This window comes from Mycobacterium sp. 5-140-3-2 (assembly GCF_035666375.1).
In the GTDB taxonomy this organism is placed as follows: Bacteria; Actinomycetota; Actinomycetes; order Mycobacteriales; family Mycobacteriaceae; genus Mycobacterium; species Mycobacterium intracellulare.
This window is the reverse complement of record NZ_CP142025.1, coordinates 244,979-260,790: the sequence shown is the minus strand read 5'-3', so window position 1 is coordinate 260,790 and position 15,812 is coordinate 244,979. Positions and strand designations below refer to the sequence as shown.

16 protein-coding genes and 1 tRNA gene are annotated in these 15,812 nt (G+C 68.2%); 15 read left to right on the top strand and 2 right to left on the bottom strand.

Features of this window, described 5'->3' with window-relative positions; genetic code table 11:
- Window positions 1–20: 20 nt before the first annotated feature.
- Genes P6281_RS01260 through P6281_RS01245 form a run of 4 tightly spaced genes read left to right on the top strand, consistent with a single transcriptional unit; the run spans window position 21 to window position 3,481 of the window.
- A complete protein-coding gene (locus P6281_RS01260; protein WP_014381625.1) occupies window positions 21–845 on the top strand; it encodes a crotonase/enoyl-CoA hydratase family protein in 825 nt (274 codons plus the stop codon).
- A gap of 25 nt (window positions 846–870) precedes the next feature.
- A complete protein-coding gene (lipE, locus tag P6281_RS01255) occupies window positions 871–2,106 on the top strand; it encodes a lipase LipE (protein ID WP_009956755.1) in 1,236 nt (411 codons plus the stop codon).
- A 28-nt stretch (window positions 2,107–2,134) separates the two neighbouring features.
- Complete coding sequence (locus P6281_RS01250) at window positions 2,135–2,323, top strand: hypothetical protein (RefSeq protein ID WP_038534797.1); 189 nt, start codon at window positions 2,135–2,137, stop codon at window positions 2,321–2,323.
- A 39-nt stretch (window positions 2,324–2,362) separates the two neighbouring features.
- Window positions 2,363–3,481: an Rv2629 family ribosome hibernation factor gene (locus P6281_RS01245; protein WP_324738582.1), complete on the top strand. Its 1,119-nt coding sequence runs from the start codon at window positions 2,363–2,365 to the stop codon at window positions 3,479–3,481.
- Window positions 3,482–3,489: 8 nt separating this feature from the next.
- On the opposite strand, the gene P6281_RS01240 is transcribed toward P6281_RS01245, so the two are convergent.
- Window positions 3,490–3,576 (bottom strand) — tRNA-Ser (locus P6281_RS01240).
- 37 nt (window positions 3,577–3,613) lie between these two features.
- Between P6281_RS01240 and P6281_RS01235 the strand changes: the two genes are divergently transcribed.
- Window positions 3,614–4,582 carry an NAD(P)H-quinone oxidoreductase gene (locus P6281_RS01235; protein ID WP_041321280.1) on the top strand — a complete coding sequence of 323 codons (969 nt, stop codon included), beginning with the start codon at window positions 3,614–3,616 and terminating at the stop codon, window positions 4,580–4,582.
- Here the strand turns inward: P6281_RS01235 and P6281_RS01230 are convergent.
- Window positions 4,579–5,775, bottom strand: coding sequence for a cysteine desulfurase-like protein (locus P6281_RS01230; protein WP_014378869.1), 1,197 nt, complete (start codon window positions 5,773–5,775; stop codon window positions 4,579–4,581). The two genes, P6281_RS01235 and P6281_RS01230, sit on opposite strands and share 4 nt — an antisense overlap.
- 129 nt (window positions 5,776–5,904) lie before the next feature.
- Between P6281_RS01230 and P6281_RS01225 the strand changes: the two genes are divergently transcribed.
- The 10 genes from P6281_RS01225 to P6281_RS01180 all read left to right on the top strand — a co-directional run bounded on the left by P6281_RS01225 (window position 5,905) and on the right by P6281_RS01180 (window position 15,810).
- Window positions 5,905–7,878: a DUF6541 family protein gene (locus P6281_RS01225; RefSeq protein ID WP_324738581.1), complete on the top strand. Its 1,974-nt coding sequence runs from the start codon at window positions 5,905–5,907 to the stop codon at window positions 7,876–7,878.
- A gap of 78 nt (window positions 7,879–7,956) precedes the next feature.
- Complete coding sequence (locus tag P6281_RS01220) at window positions 7,957–8,409, top strand: bacterial proteasome activator family protein (protein WP_225323837.1); 453 nt, start codon at window positions 7,957–7,959, stop codon at window positions 8,407–8,409.
- 20 nt (window positions 8,410–8,429) lie between these two features.
- Window positions 8,430–9,227 (top strand): galactan export ABC transporter ATP-binding subunit Wzt/RfbE, encoded by a 798-nt coding sequence (gene wzt, locus P6281_RS01215; protein ID WP_008263074.1) that lies wholly within the window; start codon window positions 8,430–8,432, stop codon window positions 9,225–9,227.
- A complete protein-coding gene (gene glfT1, locus P6281_RS01210) occupies window positions 9,224–10,195 on the top strand; it encodes a galactofuranosyltransferase GlfT1 (protein WP_008263072.1) in 972 nt (323 codons plus the stop codon). The genes wzt and glfT1 overlap by 4 nt, the downstream gene beginning before the upstream one ends.
- Window positions 10,192–11,022, top strand: a complete 831-nt coding sequence (gene wzm, locus P6281_RS01205) for a galactan export ABC transporter permease subunit Wzm/RfbD (RefSeq protein ID WP_008263070.1) — start codon at window positions 10,192–10,194, stop codon at window positions 11,020–11,022. Before glfT1 ends, wzm begins: the two co-directional genes overlap by 4 nt.
- Window positions 11,023–11,064: 42 nt before the next feature.
- The gene (locus P6281_RS01200) at window positions 11,065–12,525 is read left to right on the top strand and encodes an HNH endonuclease signature motif containing protein (protein WP_008263069.1); all 1,461 of its coding nucleotides are present in this window, start codon (window positions 11,065–11,067) and stop codon (window positions 12,523–12,525) included.
- 91 nt (window positions 12,526–12,616) lie between these two features.
- The gene (locus P6281_RS01195; protein WP_008263067.1) at window positions 12,617–13,096 is read left to right on the top strand and encodes a GreA/GreB family elongation factor; all 480 of its coding nucleotides are present in this window, start codon (window positions 12,617–12,619) and stop codon (window positions 13,094–13,096) included.
- Window positions 13,097–13,137: 41 nt separating this feature from the next.
- Window positions 13,138–13,560, top strand: coding sequence for a GtrA family protein (locus P6281_RS01190; RefSeq protein ID WP_008263066.1), 423 nt, complete (start codon window positions 13,138–13,140; stop codon window positions 13,558–13,560).
- Between the two features lie 91 nt (window positions 13,561–13,651).
- Window positions 13,652–15,034 carry an FAD-binding oxidoreductase gene (locus P6281_RS01185; RefSeq protein ID WP_014378866.1) on the top strand — a complete coding sequence of 461 codons (1,383 nt, stop codon included), beginning with the start codon at window positions 13,652–13,654 and terminating at the stop codon, window positions 15,032–15,034.
- 11 nt (window positions 15,035–15,045) lie between these two features.
- Window positions 15,046–15,810 (top strand): decaprenylphospho-beta-D-erythro-pentofuranosid-2-ulose 2-reductase, encoded by a 765-nt coding sequence (locus tag P6281_RS01180; RefSeq protein WP_008263064.1) that lies wholly within the window; start codon window positions 15,046–15,048, stop codon window positions 15,808–15,810.
- The last annotated feature ends 2 nt before the right edge of the window (window positions 15,811–15,812 follow it).

The window sequence follows — 15,812 nt, the reverse complement described above, 5'->3', positions numbered from 1 at the left end:
CGCCACGCTACGGTCTCGATATGGCGCAAGCATACGAATCCGTCACCGTGGAGAAGAAAGACCACGTCGCGCAGGTGACGCTGATCGGGCCCGGCAAGGGCAATGCGATGGGGCCCGCCTTCTGGTCCGAGCTGCCCGAGCTGTTTCCGGAGCTGGACGCCGACCCCGAGGTGCGGGCCATCGTGCTCACCGGTTCGGGCCGCAACTTCAGCTACGGCCTGGACCTCGCCGCGATGGGCGGGACGCTGTCGGGGGTGCTGGGTGAGGGCGCCTCGGCGCGGCCGCGGGCCGAGTTTCACCGAACGGTGCTGCGCATGCAGGGCGCGATCAACGCGGTCGCCGACTGCCGCACCCCCACCATCGCCGCGGTGCACGGCTGGTGCATCGGCGGCGGCGTCGACCTGATCTCGGCGGTGGACATCCGCTACGCCAGCGCCGACGCCAAGTTCTCGGTGCGCGAGGTCAAACTCGCCATCGTCGCCGACGTCGGCAGCCTGGCCCGCCTCCCGCTGATCCTCAACGACGGGCACCTGCGTGAGCTGGCGCTCACCGGCAAGGACATCGACGCGGCCCGCGCCGAGAAGATCGGGCTGGTCAACGACGTGTACGCCGACGCCGAGGCCACGCTGGCCGCGGCCCACGCCACCGCCGCGGAGATCGCCGCCAATCCCCCGCTGACCGTCCACGGCGTCAAGGACGTCCTCGACCAGCAGCGCATCGCGGCGGTCTCCGAAAGCCTGCGGTACGTGGCGGCCTGGAACGCGGCGTTCCTGCCGTCCAAGGACCTGACCGAGGGCATCACGGCGACCTTCGAGAAGCGCCCACCGCAGTTCACCGGGGAGTAGTCCGGCGGCACGTACCCTCGCTGAGGTGACTCCTGACGGCAAGATCCGCGTCCCGGCCGACCTGGACGCGGTGACGACGATCGGTGCGGAAGACCACTCCGAAATCGACAGCGCCGCCATCGACCGGATCTGGCAGGCGGCGCGGCATTGGTACCGGGCCGGGTTCCAACCGGCGATCCAGTTGTGCCTGCGGCAGCACGGGCGCGTGGTGCTCAACCGCGCGATCGGCCACGGCTGGGGCAACGCCCCGAGCGACCCACCGGACGCCGAGCGGATCCCCGTCACGCCCGATACCCCGTTTTGCGTGTACTCGGCGGCCAAGGGGATGGCGGCGACCGTGGTACACATGCTCGCCGAGCGCGGCGTCTTCTCACTCGACGACCGGGTCTGCGACTACATCCCCACCTTCACCAGCCACGGCAAGCACCGGATCACCATCCGGCACGTGATGACGCACAGCGCCGGGCTGCCGTTCCCGACCGGCCCGCGGCCGGACGTCACGCGCGCCGACGACCACGAGTACGCGCAACGCAAGCTCGGCGAATTGCGGCCCCTGTACCGTCCCGGGCTGTTCCACATGTACCACGCGCTGACCTGGGGTCCGCTGGTGCGCGAGATCGTGTATGCGGCCACCGGCAAGGAAATTCGCGAAATCCTGGGCACCGAGATCCTCGACCCGCTCGGCTTCCGCTGGACCAACTTCGGCGTCGCCGAGAAGGACGTGGCGCTGGTGGCGCCGAGCCACGCCACCGGGCGGACGCTACCGCCGGTGGTCGCCCAGATCTTCCGCAAGGCGATCGGCGGAACCGTGCACGAGATCATTCCGTACACGAACTCCAAGTTGTTCTTGACCACCATCATCCCGTCGTCCAACACGGTGTCGAACGCACAGGAGATGTCGCGGTTCGCCGAGATCTGGCGTCGCGGAGGCGAACTCGACGGTGTGCGGGTCATCAGACCGGAGACCATGTATGGCGCGATAGCCGAATGCCGAAGGCTGCGACCGGATTTCGCGGTCGGGCTACAACCGGCCCGCTGGGGCACCGGCTACATCCTCGGCACCAACCGGTGGGGACCCTTCGGGCGCAACGCGCCGCACGCCTTCGGGAACCTCGGCCTGGTCAACATCGCGATCTGGGCCGACCCCGCGCGCGGGCTGGCGGCCGGCGTGGTGAGCAGCGGCAAACCCGGGCGGGATCCCGAAGCCCGCCGGTACACGGCCCTGATGGACACGATCGCCGCCGAAATCCCCACCGGTTAACGGCCACGGCAGTGGGAACCCTGCCGGCATGGCTACCTATCGAGTGCTCAATCCGAAAGGCGAGGTCGTCGCGACGAAAGACATCGACAGCGCCGACGACGCACACGCATGGTTCGTCGACAACAAGGCCGACAACAGCGAGCTCGGCTGGCGCATGGAAGTCGAGCACGACGGCGACTGGCATTTCTTCGACGACAGCGAGGGCGATCGAAGCTGACGGTGTTTGTGCTCCGGCTCGCGGGGCAACCAACAAGGCATGGACTCGCAACGCTTCCGCAAGCTGCTGGACGCACCGGGGCCGTTCGTTTCGGTGTATTTCGACGACTCGCACGACACCCATGACGCCGAGGCTCAACTCGAGCTCAAGTGGCGGGCGATCAAAGAAGACCTCGAACGCGCACACGCCGACGCCGCGGTGATCGCCGCGATCGAGGACGCGGCCATGAACCTGCGTCCCCCGATCGGCCGAAGTGGACGGGCGGTGATCGCCAGCGCCGACGGTGTGGTGATCAACGAGCACCTGGCCCGCGGCCCCGCCGCGAGCGTGGTCCGGGTGTCCGAATTGCCTTACCTGGTACCGATTCTGGAGCAGAGCTTCGATCACCCGGACTATGTCCTGGTGGTCGTCGACCACAGCGGCGCCGACATCACGACCCACCTCGGCGGGACGCTGCGCACCGAGACGGTCGACGGCGGCGGCTACCCCGTGCACAAGGCCGCGGGGGCCGAGACCGCCGGATACGGCGACCCCCAGCTGCGCACCGACGAGGCCGCCCGCAAGAACGTGCGGGCGGTCGCCGATCGCGTCGCCGAACTCGCCGACGATAAGGCGATCGAGGTGATCTTCGTGGTCGGTGAGGTGCGGTCGCGCTCCGACCTGCTGGCCGCGCTGCCGGAACGACTGCACGACCGCGCGGTGGCCCTCGAGGTCGGGGCGCGGCACAGCGGGCATGACTTCGGCGAGATCGAGCAGGCCATCGAGGACGAGTTCGTCAAACGCCAGCTGCGCACGATCGACGATGCGGCACAACGGTTTACCGCCGAGATCGGGCGGCAGTCCGGGCTGGCGGCCGAGGGGCTCGGTCCGGTGTGCTCGGCGCTGCGCCAGGGCGCGGTGGAGACGTTGATCATCGGTGACATCGGCGACGCCACCGTGGTGGCCGACGAGAACCTGACGACCGTCGCCCCCGATGAGAACGTGTTGTCCGAGCAGGGCGCCGCTCCCGCCAAGGCGCTGCGGGCCGACGAGGCGTTGCCGGTATCGGCGATTTCGGTCGGCGCGGCCCTGGTGCGCACCGACGAGCGGATCTCGCCGGCCGACGGGATCGGTGCGGTGCTGCGCTACGCGCCGACGCTGCACCAGAGCGTCGAGTAACTTCAGGGCGGTGGCGGAGGGATTTGAACCCCCGGACGGTTTTAGCCGTCTCTCGCTTTCAAGGCGAGTGCATTAGGCCGCTCTGCCACGCCACCACGGACAAGGGTAACGGGGGCCGGTAGCGTGGCCGCCATGCGAGCCATCGTCGCCGAATCCTCCGATCAACTGTCCTGGCAAGAAGTGGCCGACGTGTCCGCTCGGCCCGGCGAGGTCGTGGTCAAGGTGGCCGCCGCCGGTGTGAATCGCGCCGACGTGCTGCAGGCCGCCGGTAAGTACCCGCCGCCGCCCGGCGCGAGCGAGATCATCGGCATGGAGGTGTCCGGTGTCATCACCGAAGTCGGCGACGGTGTCACGGAATGGTCTGCGGGCCAAGAGGTTTGCGCGTTGCTGGCGGGCGGGGGGTACGCCGAGTACGTCGCCGTTCCCGCCGGCCAGGTGCTGCCGATTCCGTCCGGTGTGGATCTCGTCGACGCGGCCGGGCTGCCGGAGGTGGCCTGCACGGTGTGGTCGAACGTGGTGCTCATCGCGGGCCTGAGCCGGGGCCAGCTTCTGCTCGCGCACGGCGGGGCCAGCGGCATCGGCAGCCACGCGATCCAGATCGCGCGGGCGCTCGGGGCCCGGGTGGCGGTCACCGCCGGCTCGGCGGAGAAGCTCGACTTCTGCCGCGAGCTGGGCGCCGACATCACCATCAACTACCACGACGAAGACTTCGTCGCGCGGCTACAGGAGTCCGGCGGCGCCGACGTGATCCTCGACATCATGGGCGCGGCCTACCTGGATCGCAACATCGACGCCCTGGCCAGCGACGGGCAGCTCGTCATCATCGGCATGCAGGGCGGCGTCAAGGGCGAGCTCAACATCGGCAAACTGCTCGCCAAGCGGGCGCGGGTCATCGGCACCACGCTGCGGGGCCGTCCGGCCACCGGGGCGAACAGCAAAAGCGACATCGTGCAGGCGGTGACGGCCTCGGTGTGGCCCATGGTGGCCGACGGCCGGGTGCGGCCGATCATCGGCGCCCGCTTGCCCATTCAGCAGGCCGGCGACGCGCACCAGCGACTGGTGGACGGCAAGGTGACCGGGAAGATCGTCCTGACGGTCTAGCCCAGGGAGGCCAGCGCGCGCACCAACTGGTCGACCTCGGCCGTCGTCGAATAGTGCGCCAGCCCGACGGTGACCGCGCCGCCGATGTCGTTGACGCCCAGCACGTCGAGCGCGCGGGAGCTTTCGTTGGTGACGGCCAGAATCCCGTTGTCCGCCAACCGTTGCACCACCCGTTCGGCGGGCACGCCGTTCAAAACGAAGCTGACCACCGGGATCCGCACCTCCGGGCGGCCGATGACCATCACCAACGGCAACGAGCGCAACGACACCATCAGGTAGTCATAGATCCGATTCAGGTACGAGGTGGCGGACTGCATCGACACCGCCAGGCGTTCGCGCCGGGTGCCGCGGGCGGATTCGTCGAGCGACGCCAGGTACTCGATGCTGGCGACCACCCCGGCCAGCAGCCCGAACTGGTGCGCACCGATCTCCAGGCGCGCCGCGCCGGTGGCCTTGGGGTCGGCCGAGATGGAGTGGAACGAGTTGAGTAGCACCGGATCGCGGAACACGATCGCGCCGATCGGCGGGCCGCCCCACGCGGCGGCGTTCACCGCCACCACGTCGGCGTCGGTTTCCCTCATGTCGAGCAGCCGGTAGGGCGCCGCGGCGGAATGGTCGACCACCACCAGGCCGCCGACGTCGTGCACCAGCTTGGTCATCGCCCGCAGGTCGGTGACCGTGCCCATCGTCGCGGACGCCGAGGCGACGGCGACCAGCCGAGTCGACTTCCCGATCAGGCCCTCCCACTGCCACGTCGGCAGCTCGCCCGTCTCGATGTCGATCTCGGCCCACTTGACCTTGGCCCCGTACCGGTGCGCCGCCCGCAGCCACGGGGCGATGTTGGCTTCCTCGTCCAGGCGGCTGACGATGACCTCGTAGCCCAGGCCGGCGCGCGACGACGACGCCTCGGCCAGCGCGGACAGCAGGATCGCGCGATCGGCGCCCAGCACGACGCCGGCGGGTTCGACGTTGAACAGATCGGCCACGGCCGCCCGGGCCGCCTCCAAGATGGCGGCGCTGCGCTGCGCCGAGGGGTGCGCCCCCACGGTGGTGGGCGCAGACCTGCGGAAAGCCGTCGACACCGTCGTCGCGACGGAGTCGGGAATCAGCATCCCGGCGGGAGCGTCGAAGTGCACCCACCCGTCACCCAGCGACGGATGCAGTCCGCGCACCCGGGCGACGTCGTATGCCATGTGGGCCACCTTAAAGCTTTCGCGTTTTTGCGAAACTGCGACGGTAGCGGGTGCCTTGAAAGGGTCCAAGCCGTTCCGGCCAGTCGGTGGCCTCCCGAGCCAGGGCACCCGGCCAGCCATACTAGTCGAGTGGGGCTCTGGTTCGGAACGCTCATTGCATTGTTTTTGCTGATAGCGCCCGGGGCGATCATCGCACGTATCAGTCAGTTGTCTTGGCCGGTCGCTGTTGCGGTGGGCCCGGCGCTGACCTACGGCGTGGTTGCGCTCGCCATTATTCCGTTTGGTGCCATCGGAATACCGTGGAACGGCTGGACCGCGCTGGCCGCGTTGGTCGTCATGTGCCTGGTGATGACCGGTTTCCAGCTGCTGCTCGGCCGCTACCGCGACCGCGACGCCGAGACCCGCAGGGTCGGCCGCTGGCCGGCGATCACGGTGGCGGCCGGGGTGGCGCTGGGGGCCCTGCTCATCATGTGGGCCGCCTACCGCGGCCTGGACGGTCATTGGCAGACCATCCCGAGCACCTGGGATGCGGTGTGGCACGCCAACGAGGTGCGGTTCATCCTCGACACCGGCCAGGCGTCCTCCACCCACATGGGCGAGCTGCGCAACGTCGAGACGCACCACACGCTGTATTACCCGTCGGTGTTCCACGCGCTGACCGCGGTGTTCTGCCAGCTGACCGGGGCGGCGCCGACCACGGGCTACACGTTGAGCTCGGTCGCAGCATCGGTGTGGCTGTTTCCGACCGGCGCGGCGATGCTCACCTGGCGGGTGCTGCGCCCGACCTGGGACGAATGGCGCAGCGCGGGGGCCGCGGCGACCGCAGCCACGCTGGCCGCGTCGTTCACGGCGGTCCCCTATGTCGAGTTCGCCGTCGCCGCGATGCCCAACCTGGCCGCCTACGGCGCCGCGGTGCCGGCGTTCGTGCTGATCACCTCCACGTTGCGGCACCGCGACCGCATCCCCGCGGCCGTGCTGGCGCTGGTGGGTGTCATGTCGGTGCACATCACCGGCGGTGTGATCGTGCTGCTGTTGCTGCTGGCCTGGTGGCTCCTGGATGCGCTGTGGCGTCCCGTGCGCGGCAGGCTGGCCGATGTGGCGGCCCTGGCGTGCGTCGCGGTGGTGTCGGGGTTGATCCTGTTGCCGCAGTTCATCAGCGTGCAGGAACAGGAAGACATCATCGCCGGGCACTCGTTCCTCACCTACCTCAGCAAGAAGCGGGGGCTGTTCGACGCCGTCTTCCAGCACTCCCGCCACCTCAACGACTTCCCGGTCCAATACGGGCTGATCGCGCTGGCCGCCATCGGCGGTGTCATCCTGCTGGTCAAGCGGATCTGGTGGCCGCTGGCCCTGTGGCTGCTGCTGATCGTGGTGAACGTCGACGCAGGAAATCCGATCGGTGGCCCCGTCGGCGCGGTGGCCGGGATGTTCGGCGAGTTCTTCTACAAGGATCCGCGCCGGATCGCGGCCGCCACCACCCTGCTGCTGGAGCCGATGGCCGGCATCGCGTTGTTCGCGATCGTGATCGGCGTCGTGGCCGGGGCCCGACGGCTGTCGGACCGGTTCAAACCGCTGCCCGCCCCGGTCTGGGTGTCGGTCACCGCGGTGCTGCTGGTGGCGACCACGGTGCTCAGCGCGCGCCACTACCTCTATCGGCACCTGTGGTTGTTCGGCGACAAATACGACTCGGTGATGATCGACCAACGCGATCTGATGGCCATGGCGTATCTGGCCAAGCTCCCCGGGGCCCGCGAGACCCTGATCGGCAACGCCAACACCGACGGTACCGCGTGGATGTACGCCGTCGCCGATCTGCACCCGCTCTGGACGCACTACGACTACCCGCAACAGATGGGGCCCGGTCCCAACCGCTACATCTTCTGGACCTCGGCGCGGCGGGGCGATTCCGATCCGAGGGTCCTCGAAGCGATCAAGGCGCTAAATATCCGGTACATCTACACGAGTGCGCCGACTGTCCGGGGGTTCGCCGTACCCGACGGACTAGTGTCATTGGATAAGTCGAAGTCGTGGGCGTTGATCTACGACAATGGCGGCGCCCGAATTTATGAATGGCGACCAAGCGGCACGACGCCACACCCATAGTCCACGAAGGATGGTGAAGTTTTGAGTACCCGCAACGATGACGACGACGTCGAAATCATCGGCGGCGTCGACCCGCGGATGATGGCGATCACCGACGATGACTCCGACGAGCGCTCCCTGACCGATCTGGTCGAGCAGCCGGCAAAGGTGATGCGGATCGGGACCATGATCAAGCAACTGCTCGAGGAAGTGCGCGCAGCGCCGCTGGATGACGCCAGCCGCAACCGGCTGCGTGAGATCCACGCCACCAGCATCCGGGAACTGGAAGAGGGCCTGGCGCCGGAACTGCGTGAGGAACTCGACCGCCTCACCCTGCCCTTCAACGAGGACGCCGCGCCGTCGGACGCCGAATTGCGCATCGCCCAAGCGCAGTTGGTGGGCTGGCTGGAGGGGCTGTTCCACGGCATCCAGACCGCGCTGTTCGCCCAGCAGATGGCCGCCCGCGCCCAGCTGGAAAAGATGCGCCAGGGCGCGCTCCCCCCGGGCGTCGGCAAGGCGGGCGGCGCGCCCGGGCACGGCCAGTACCTGTAAGCGACCTCGAGTAGTTCACGGTGTCGGGTCCTCACATCAAGACGCACAACGCGTGGGTCGAATTTCCCATCTTCGACGCCAAGTCGCGTTCGTTGAAGAAGGCCTTCTTGGGCAAGGCGGGCGGCACGATCGGACGCAACAACTCCAACGTGGTCGTCGTCGAAGCGTTGCGGGACATCACCATGTCCCTCGAGCTGGGCGACCGGGTCGGCCTGGTCGGCCACAATGGAGCGGGGAAATCGACTCTGCTGCGCCTACTTTCGGGCATCTATGAGCCCACCCGGGGCTGGGCGCAGGTCACCGGGCGGGTAGCGCCGATCTTCGATCTCGGCGTCGGGATGGACCCCGAGATCTCCGGCTACGAGAACATCATCATCCGCGGCCTGTTCCTCGGGCAGACCCGAAAGCAGATGCAGTCCAAGGTCGACGAGATCGCCGAGTTCACCGAGCTGGGTGACTACCTGTCGATGCCGCTGCGCACGTATTCCACCGGCATGCGGGTCCGGCTGGCGATGGGCGTGGTCACCAGCATCGATCCCGAGATCCTGTTGCTCGACGAGGGATTGGGCGCGGTGGACGCCGACTTCATGAAGAAGGCGCAGTCGCGGTTGCAGGGGCTGGTGGAGCGGTCCGGAATCCTGGTGTTCGCCAGCCACTCCAACGAATTCCTGGCCCGGCTGTGCAAGACGGCGATGTGGATCGACCACGGTGTGATCCGCATGACCGGCGGCATCGAGGACGTCGTGCGGGCGTACGAGGGGGAGGATGCGGCCCGGCACGTGCGCGAGGTGCTGGCCGAGACGGCCGGACAGCCATGAGCGACACCGTCGTCGCCGTCGTCGTCACCCACCGGCGCCCCGACGAGCTGGCCAAGTCCCTCGATGTGCTGAGCACGCAAACGCGGCTGCCCGACCACCTCATCGTCGTGGACAACGATTTCTCCGGTGACGGCCGTGTCCGCGAACTGGTTGCGGGAAAACCCATTCCGACGACCTATCTGGGATCGCGACGCAACCTCGGCGGAGCCGGCGGTTTCGCGTTGGGCATGCTGCACGCGTTGGCCCTGGGCGCCGATTGGGTGTGGCTGGCCGACGACGACGGGCGCCCGCAGGATTCGCATGTCCTTGCCACCCTGCTGGCGTGCGCGGACAAGCACGGCCTGGCCGAGGTGTCACCCATGGTGTGCAACATGGACGATGCCGAGCGGTTGGCGTTTCCGTTGCGCCGCGGCCTGGTATGGCGCAGGCGCGCAAGCGAATTGCGCACCGAAACTGGGCAGGACCTGTTGCGCGGCATCGCGTCGTTGTTCAACGGCGCGCTGTTCCGGGCGGCCACGCTGGAATCGGTCGGTGTCCCGGATCTGCGGCTGTTCATCCGGGGCGACGAGGTCGAAATACACCGGCGGCTGGTGCGTTCCGGCCTGCCGTTCGGAACCTGCCTGGACGCGGTCTACCTGCACCCGTGCGGATCCGACGAGTTCCGCCCGATTCTCGGCGGCCGGATGCACACCCAATATCCCGACAACCCCACCAAGCGGTTCTTCACCTACCGCAACCGCGGCTACCTGCAGTCACAGCCGGGGCTGCGCAAGCTGGTGGTTCAGGAATGGGTCCGGTTCGGCTGGTTCTTTCTGGTGACCCGTCGCGACCCCCGTGGCCTGGCCGAGTGGATCCGGTTGCGGCGCTTGGGGCGTCGTGAACAGTTCGGGCGGCCTAGTGGGGATCGCGAGCGCGGCGGAGCCGGGCGAAGCGGGTCGCCACCATCCAGACCGGGAGGAGCCCGATGACGTTCCTTGACGCGGCGGCGCAGTCGCGGACATTCACCCGGGCCCGCCGCGACCTGGTCGACGGTTTCCGTCGTCACGAGCTCTGGCTGCATCTGGGCTGGCAGGACATCAAGCAGCGTTACCGGCGCTCGGTGCTGGGGCCGTTCTGGATCACCATCGCGACGGGCACCACCGCCGTGGCCATGGGTGGCCTGTACTCCAAGCTGTTTCACCTCGAGCTGTCCGTGCATCTGCCGTACGTGACGCTGGGCCTGATCATCTGGAACCTGATCAACGCCGCCATCCTGGAGGGCGCCGACGTGTTCGTCGCCAACGAGGGGTTGATCAAGCAGCTGCCCACCCCGCTGAGCGTGCATGTCTACCGACTGGTGTGGCGGCAGGTCATCCTGTTCGCGCACAACATCGTCATCTACGCGGTGATCGCGATGATCTATCCCAAGCCATGGTCGTGGGCCGACCTCGCGGTGCTCCCGGCGCTGGCGCTGATCGTGCTCAATTGCATTTGGGTGTCACTGTGTTTCGGCATCCTCGCGACCCGCTACCGCGACATCGGTCCGCTGCTGTTCTCCGTCGTGCAGTTGCTGTTCTTCATGACGCCGATCATCTGGAACGACGACACCTTGCGCCAGCAGGGCGCCGGGCGGTGGTCCCGCATCGTCGAACTCAACCCGCTGCTGCACTACCTCGACATCGTTCGCGCGCCGCTACTCGGGGCGCACCAGGAGCTGCGGCACTGGGCCGTGGTGCTGGTGTTGACGGCCGTCGGTTGGGTGTTCGCGGCCTTCGCGATGCGCCAGTACCGCGCCCGGGTGCCCTACTGGGTTTAGCGTTTCCCTGACTTGTCACAGGGCGGCGCTATCATCGAACGTATGTTCGAAGCAGTGCCGCGTGACCTGGCGTTTCAGGGCGTCGACGACGCCGGTGTGCTGGACCGCGTCACCGCGGCGGCCCGGGCGCAGAACGCGCACTGCGCGCGCGAGTTGGCGGCGATCGGCGAGCTGTATGCGCGTCGGGCGCCGGACGACGACGCCGACCGTTTCAATTGGGCGGTCGACGGACACGAGAACGTGGTCGCCGAGGTGGCGGCCGCGCTGGGCATCAGTCGGGGCCGCGCGTCCGGGCGCTTGCACTATGCGATCGCGTTGCGCGAGCGGCTGCCCCGGGTCGCTGAGGTCTTCGCCCAGGGCCACATCGATTTCCGGTTGATGGCGGCGGTGGTGTACCGCACCGAGCTGATCGAGGACCCCGAGTTGATCGCCCGGCTAGACGCCGCGGTCGCCCGGCACGCGCCGAAATGGATGCGGCTGTCGGGGCCGAAAATGGCCGAGCGCATTGACATGTGGGTGGCGCGCATCGATCCCGCAGGGGTGCGCGTGCCGGGGATGCGCAGTCAAGATCGCCGTGTCGAGATCGGGCCCATCAGCCCGGGGCTGGCCGAGATCTCGGCGAGGGTGCGTCCCACCGATGCCGCCGCGGTGGACCGCGCGCTCGACGCGTTGGCCGATTCGGTGTGCCGGAACGATTCCCGCACCAAGGCCCAGCGTCGCGCCGATGCGATGGGCGCGATGGCCGCCGGGCAGACGGTCTTGCGCTGCGACTGTGGCTGCCCGGATTGCCCTGCGGCGCAGCGGCCCCCGGGAACCAATGTCGTGGTCCATGTGCTGGCCGAGCCGGCCGCGGTCGGCGGCGAGGCGCGCGCGCCGGCGCTGCTGCCGGGGTTCGGTCCGTTGCCGACGGGCTCGCTGCGCGAGTTGGCTGGTGTCGCGAAGACCAAGCCGCTCTCGCCGCCGCCGGACCGGGCGGAGCCCGGGTACCGGCCGTCGACCGCGCTGGCCGAATTCGTCCGCTTCCGCGACCTGACATGCCGATTCCCCGGCTGCGACGCCCCGGCCGACGTCTGCGACATCGACCACACGGTGCCGTTTCCGCTCGGCCCCACCCATCCGTCCAACCTCAAGCTGCTCTGCCGCCACCATCACCTGCTCAAGACGTTCTATACGGGCCCCGACGGCTGGCGGGATCGCCAGCTGCCCGACGGCACCGTGGTGTGGACGTCGCCGACGGGACATACGTACATCACCAAACCTGGTGGCAGCCTGTACTTTCCGGCGCTGGCGGTCCCGACCGGGACGCTGTCACTGCCGGCCGTCGCGCCCGCACCCTCGCAGAACCGGGGGGTCATGATGCCCGTCCGGCAGCGAACCCGCGCCGAGGATCGCGCCGCCCGGGTCCGCTGGGAGCGCGGCATCAACGAGGCCCGCTTCAGCGCCGAGGCGGCGCGTCACGCCGAGCGGTCGGCGCCCCACAACAACGACCCGCCGCCCTTCTGATGTCCGGTTCTCCCGCAGATGGTGGCGGGTCGCTCATCGTGGTGTCACACTGGTACGCCACCTGAGCACACCGGGCGAAAGGTCCACGGACGTGAGCAAGAAAGCCCCATCGGCAGCGGACGCCGCGCGGAACAACCTCGAAGCCGAGCTGGACCGGCTGCGGCAGCGGCGCGACCGCCTCGAGGCCGAAGTCAAGAACGACCGCGGGATGGTGGGCGATCACGGCGACGCGGCCGAGGCGATCCAGCGCGCCGACGAACTCGTGGTGCTTTCCGACCGGATCAACGAACTGGACCGGCGTCTGCGGGCCGGGCCGCCGGACTCCGACTCCTCGGCGACGCTGCCCGGCGGCACCGAGGTGACACTGCGGTTCGCCGACGGCGAAGTGGTCACCATGCACGTGATCTCGATCGTCGAGGAGACGCCCGTCGGCCGGGAGGCCGAGACGCTGACCGCGCGCAGCCCGCTGGCCCAGGCCCTGGCCGGGCGCAAGCCGGGCGACACGGTGACGTACTCGACGCCCCAGGGCGAGAACCAGGTCGAGTTGATCGCGGTCAAACTGCCCCGCTGACGCTGCCCGCCGGTGCCCGGCGGTCCCGTTAGACTCCCCCAATGCTTCCCCCCGAGTCCCCGGCCGCGCCGGCGCGCCTGAGTCTGACGACACAGGTCACGCGCTTCGTCGTCACCGGCGGCCTGGCGGGGATCGTGGACTTCGGGCTCTACGTGCTGCTGTTCAAAGCGGCGCACGTACAGGTCGACGTGGCCAAGTCCATCAGCTTCATCGTCGGCACCATCACCGCCTACCTGATCAACCGCCGGTGGACCTTCCAGGCGCCCCCCAGCACCGCCCGGTTCGTCGCGGTCATGGTCCTCTACGCCATCACCTTCGCCGTGCAGGTCGGGCTGAACCACCTGTGCCTGGCGTTTCTGCACTACCAAGCGTGGGCGATCCCTGTCGCGTTCGTGATCGCGCAGGGCACCGCGACGGTGATCAACTTCGTCGTGCAGCGGGCCGTGATCTTCCGCATCCACTGAGCCGCCTCCGGCCCAGCCCGGATCGCCCGCCTCCTCAGCGGGGCGCCTGCGTCCCGCATCGCCGCCGGAGCAGGCGGTACCCTCTTTGACGATGTCGAGCACCGATCCCGTGACCAAGCCCACCCGGCTGATGGGCTTTGGGCGCACCGCACCGTCGGTGGCCCAGGTGCTGTCCACCCGTGATCCGGAGGTGATCGCCAAGGCGGTGGCCCGGGCGGCCGGCTCGGGCGGCCGGGGCGTGATCGCCCGCGGGCTGGGCCGCTCCTACGGCGACAACGCGCAAAACGGCGGCGGCCTGGTGATCGACATGACCGCGCTCAACCGCATTCACTCGATCAGCGCCGACACCCGGCTGGTCGATGTCGACGCCGGGGTCAGCCTGGACCAATTGATGAAGGCGGCGCTGCCGTTCGGGCTCTGGGTCCCGGTGCTGCCGGGCACCCGCCAGGTCACCGTCGGCGGGGCGATCGCCTGCGACATCCACGGCAAGAACCATCACAGCGCGGGCAGCTTCGGCAACCACGTGCGGTCGATGGACCTGCTCATGGCCGACGGCTCCGTGCGCACCATCACCCCCGACGGCGACGACGCCGAGCTGTTCTGGGCCACCGTCGGGGGCAACGGCCTGACCGGGATCGTGCTGCGCGCCACCATCGCCATGACGCCCACGGAGACGGCCTATTTCATCGCCGACGGCGTGGCCACCAAGGATCTCGACGAGACGGTGGCCGTGCACCTGGACGGCAGCGAAGCCAACTACACCTACTCCAGCGCGTGGTTCGACCTGATCAGTCCGCCCCCGAAGCTCGGCCGGGCCGCGGTCAGCCGCGGCAGCCTGGCGAAGCTGGACCAATTGCCGAAGAAGCTCGCCAAGAACCCGCTGAAATTCGATGCGCCGCAGCTGCTGACGGTGCCGAACGTGTTTCCGGTGAGCGCGATGAACAAGCTGTCGTTCATGGCCATCGGCGAGACGTATTACCGGCTGGGCGGAACCTACTCGGGCAAGATCCAGAACCTGTCGCAGTTCTACCACATGCTGGATCTGGTCAGCGGCTGGAATAACGCCTACGGCCCAAGGGGTTTCGCCCAGCATCAGTTCCTGGTCCCGCCGAACGCGATGGACGAATTCAAGGACATCATCCGCTGGATCCAAACCACGGGCCACTACTCGGCGCTGAACGTGTTCAAGCTTTTCGGCCCGGGCAACCGCGCACCACTGAGTTTCCCGATGGCCGGTTGGAACGTCGCGATGGACTTCCCCAACAAGCCCGGGATCAACGAGTTCCTCAACGAACTCGACCGGCGCGCACTGGAATTCGGCGGACGGGTCTACACCGCCAAGGACTCCCGTGTCAGCGCAGAAACCTTCCACGCCATGTATCCGCGCATCGACGAATGGATCGCGGTACGCCGCAAGGTCGACCCCTTACGGGTGTTCGCCTCGGACATGGCCCGACGTTTGGAGCTGCTCTAGATGGTGCGCCAATGGTTTTAGACGCCGTGGGGAATCCGCAGACGATCCTGCTGCTCGGCGGCACCTCCGAGATCGGGCTGGCCATTTGCGAGCGCTACCTGCAGAACGCGCACGCGCGAATCGTGCTGGCCGCCATGCCCAACGACCCGGGCCGCGACGCCGCCGTGGCGCAGATGAAGGCCGCCGGTGCGCGGTCGGTGGAGCTGATCGATTTCGAGGCCACCGACCCCGACACCCACCCGAAGATGATCGATCAGGCGTTCGCCAACGGTGATGTCGATGTGGCCATCGTCGCCTTCGGCATCCTCGGTGACGCCGAGGAGCTGTGGCAAAACCAGCACAAGGCCGTGCTGGCCGCCGAAATCAACTACACCGCAGCGGTTTCGGTGGGCGTGCTGTTAGCCGAGAAGATGCGGGCGCAGGGCTTCGGCCAGATCATCGCGATGAGTTCGGCGGCCGGTGAGCGGGTGCGACGGTCCAACTTCGTCTACGGCTCCACCAAGGCGGGCCTGGACGGCTTCTACCTGGGGCTAGGAGAAGCGTTGCGCGAGTTCGGGGTTCGTGTCCTGGTGATTCGCCCCGGCCAGGTGCGTACCCGGATGAGCGCGCACGTCAAGGAAGCGCCGCTGACCGTCGACAAGGAGTACGTCGCCAACCTCGCGGTCACCGCGGCCGCAAAGGGTAAGGAATTGGTTTGGGCACCAGCAGCATTCCGTTACGTGATGATGGTGTTGCGACACGTCCCGCGTCCCATCTTCCGCAAGCTGCCAATCTGATC

Excerpts from the sequence above, each read along its gene's own strand:
- P6281_RS01220 (WP_225323837.1), top strand. The coding sequence starts at position 7,957 with ATGATGGCGATCACCGACGATGACTCCGACGAGCGCTCCCTGACCGAT.
- P6281_RS01250 (WP_038534797.1), top strand. The coding sequence starts at position 2,135 with ATGGCTACCTATCGAGTGCTCAATCCGAAAGGCGAGGTCGTCGCGACG.
- P6281_RS01190 (WP_008263066.1), top strand. The coding sequence starts at position 13,138 with ATGCTTCCCCCCGAGTCCCCGGCCGCGCCGGCGCGCCTGAGTCTGACG.
- P6281_RS01200 (WP_008263069.1), top strand. The coding sequence starts at position 11,065 with ATGTTCGAAGCAGTGCCGCGTGACCTGGCGTTTCAGGGCGTCGACGAC.
- P6281_RS01230 (WP_014378869.1), bottom strand. The coding sequence starts at position 5,775 with ATGGCATACGACGTCGCCCGGGTGCGCGGACTGCATCCGTCGCTGGGT.
- glfT1 (WP_008263072.1), top strand. The coding sequence starts at position 9,224 with ATGAGCGACACCGTCGTCGCCGTCGTCGTCACCCACCGGCGCCCCGAC.
- P6281_RS01185 (WP_014378866.1), top strand. The coding sequence starts at position 13,652 with ATGTCGAGCACCGATCCCGTGACCAAGCCCACCCGGCTGATGGGCTTT.
- P6281_RS01245 (WP_324738582.1), top strand. The coding sequence starts at position 2,363 with ATGGACTCGCAACGCTTCCGCAAGCTGCTGGACGCACCGGGGCCGTTC.
- wzm (WP_008263070.1), top strand. The coding sequence starts at position 10,192 with ATGACGTTCCTTGACGCGGCGGCGCAGTCGCGGACATTCACCCGGGCC.
- P6281_RS01180 (WP_008263064.1), top strand. The coding sequence starts at position 15,046 with ATGGTTTTAGACGCCGTGGGGAATCCGCAGACGATCCTGCTGCTCGGC.
- P6281_RS01260 (WP_014381625.1), top strand. The coding sequence starts at position 21 with ATGGCGCAAGCATACGAATCCGTCACCGTGGAGAAGAAAGACCACGTC.
- P6281_RS01235 (WP_041321280.1), top strand. The coding sequence starts at position 3,614 with ATGCGAGCCATCGTCGCCGAATCCTCCGATCAACTGTCCTGGCAAGAA.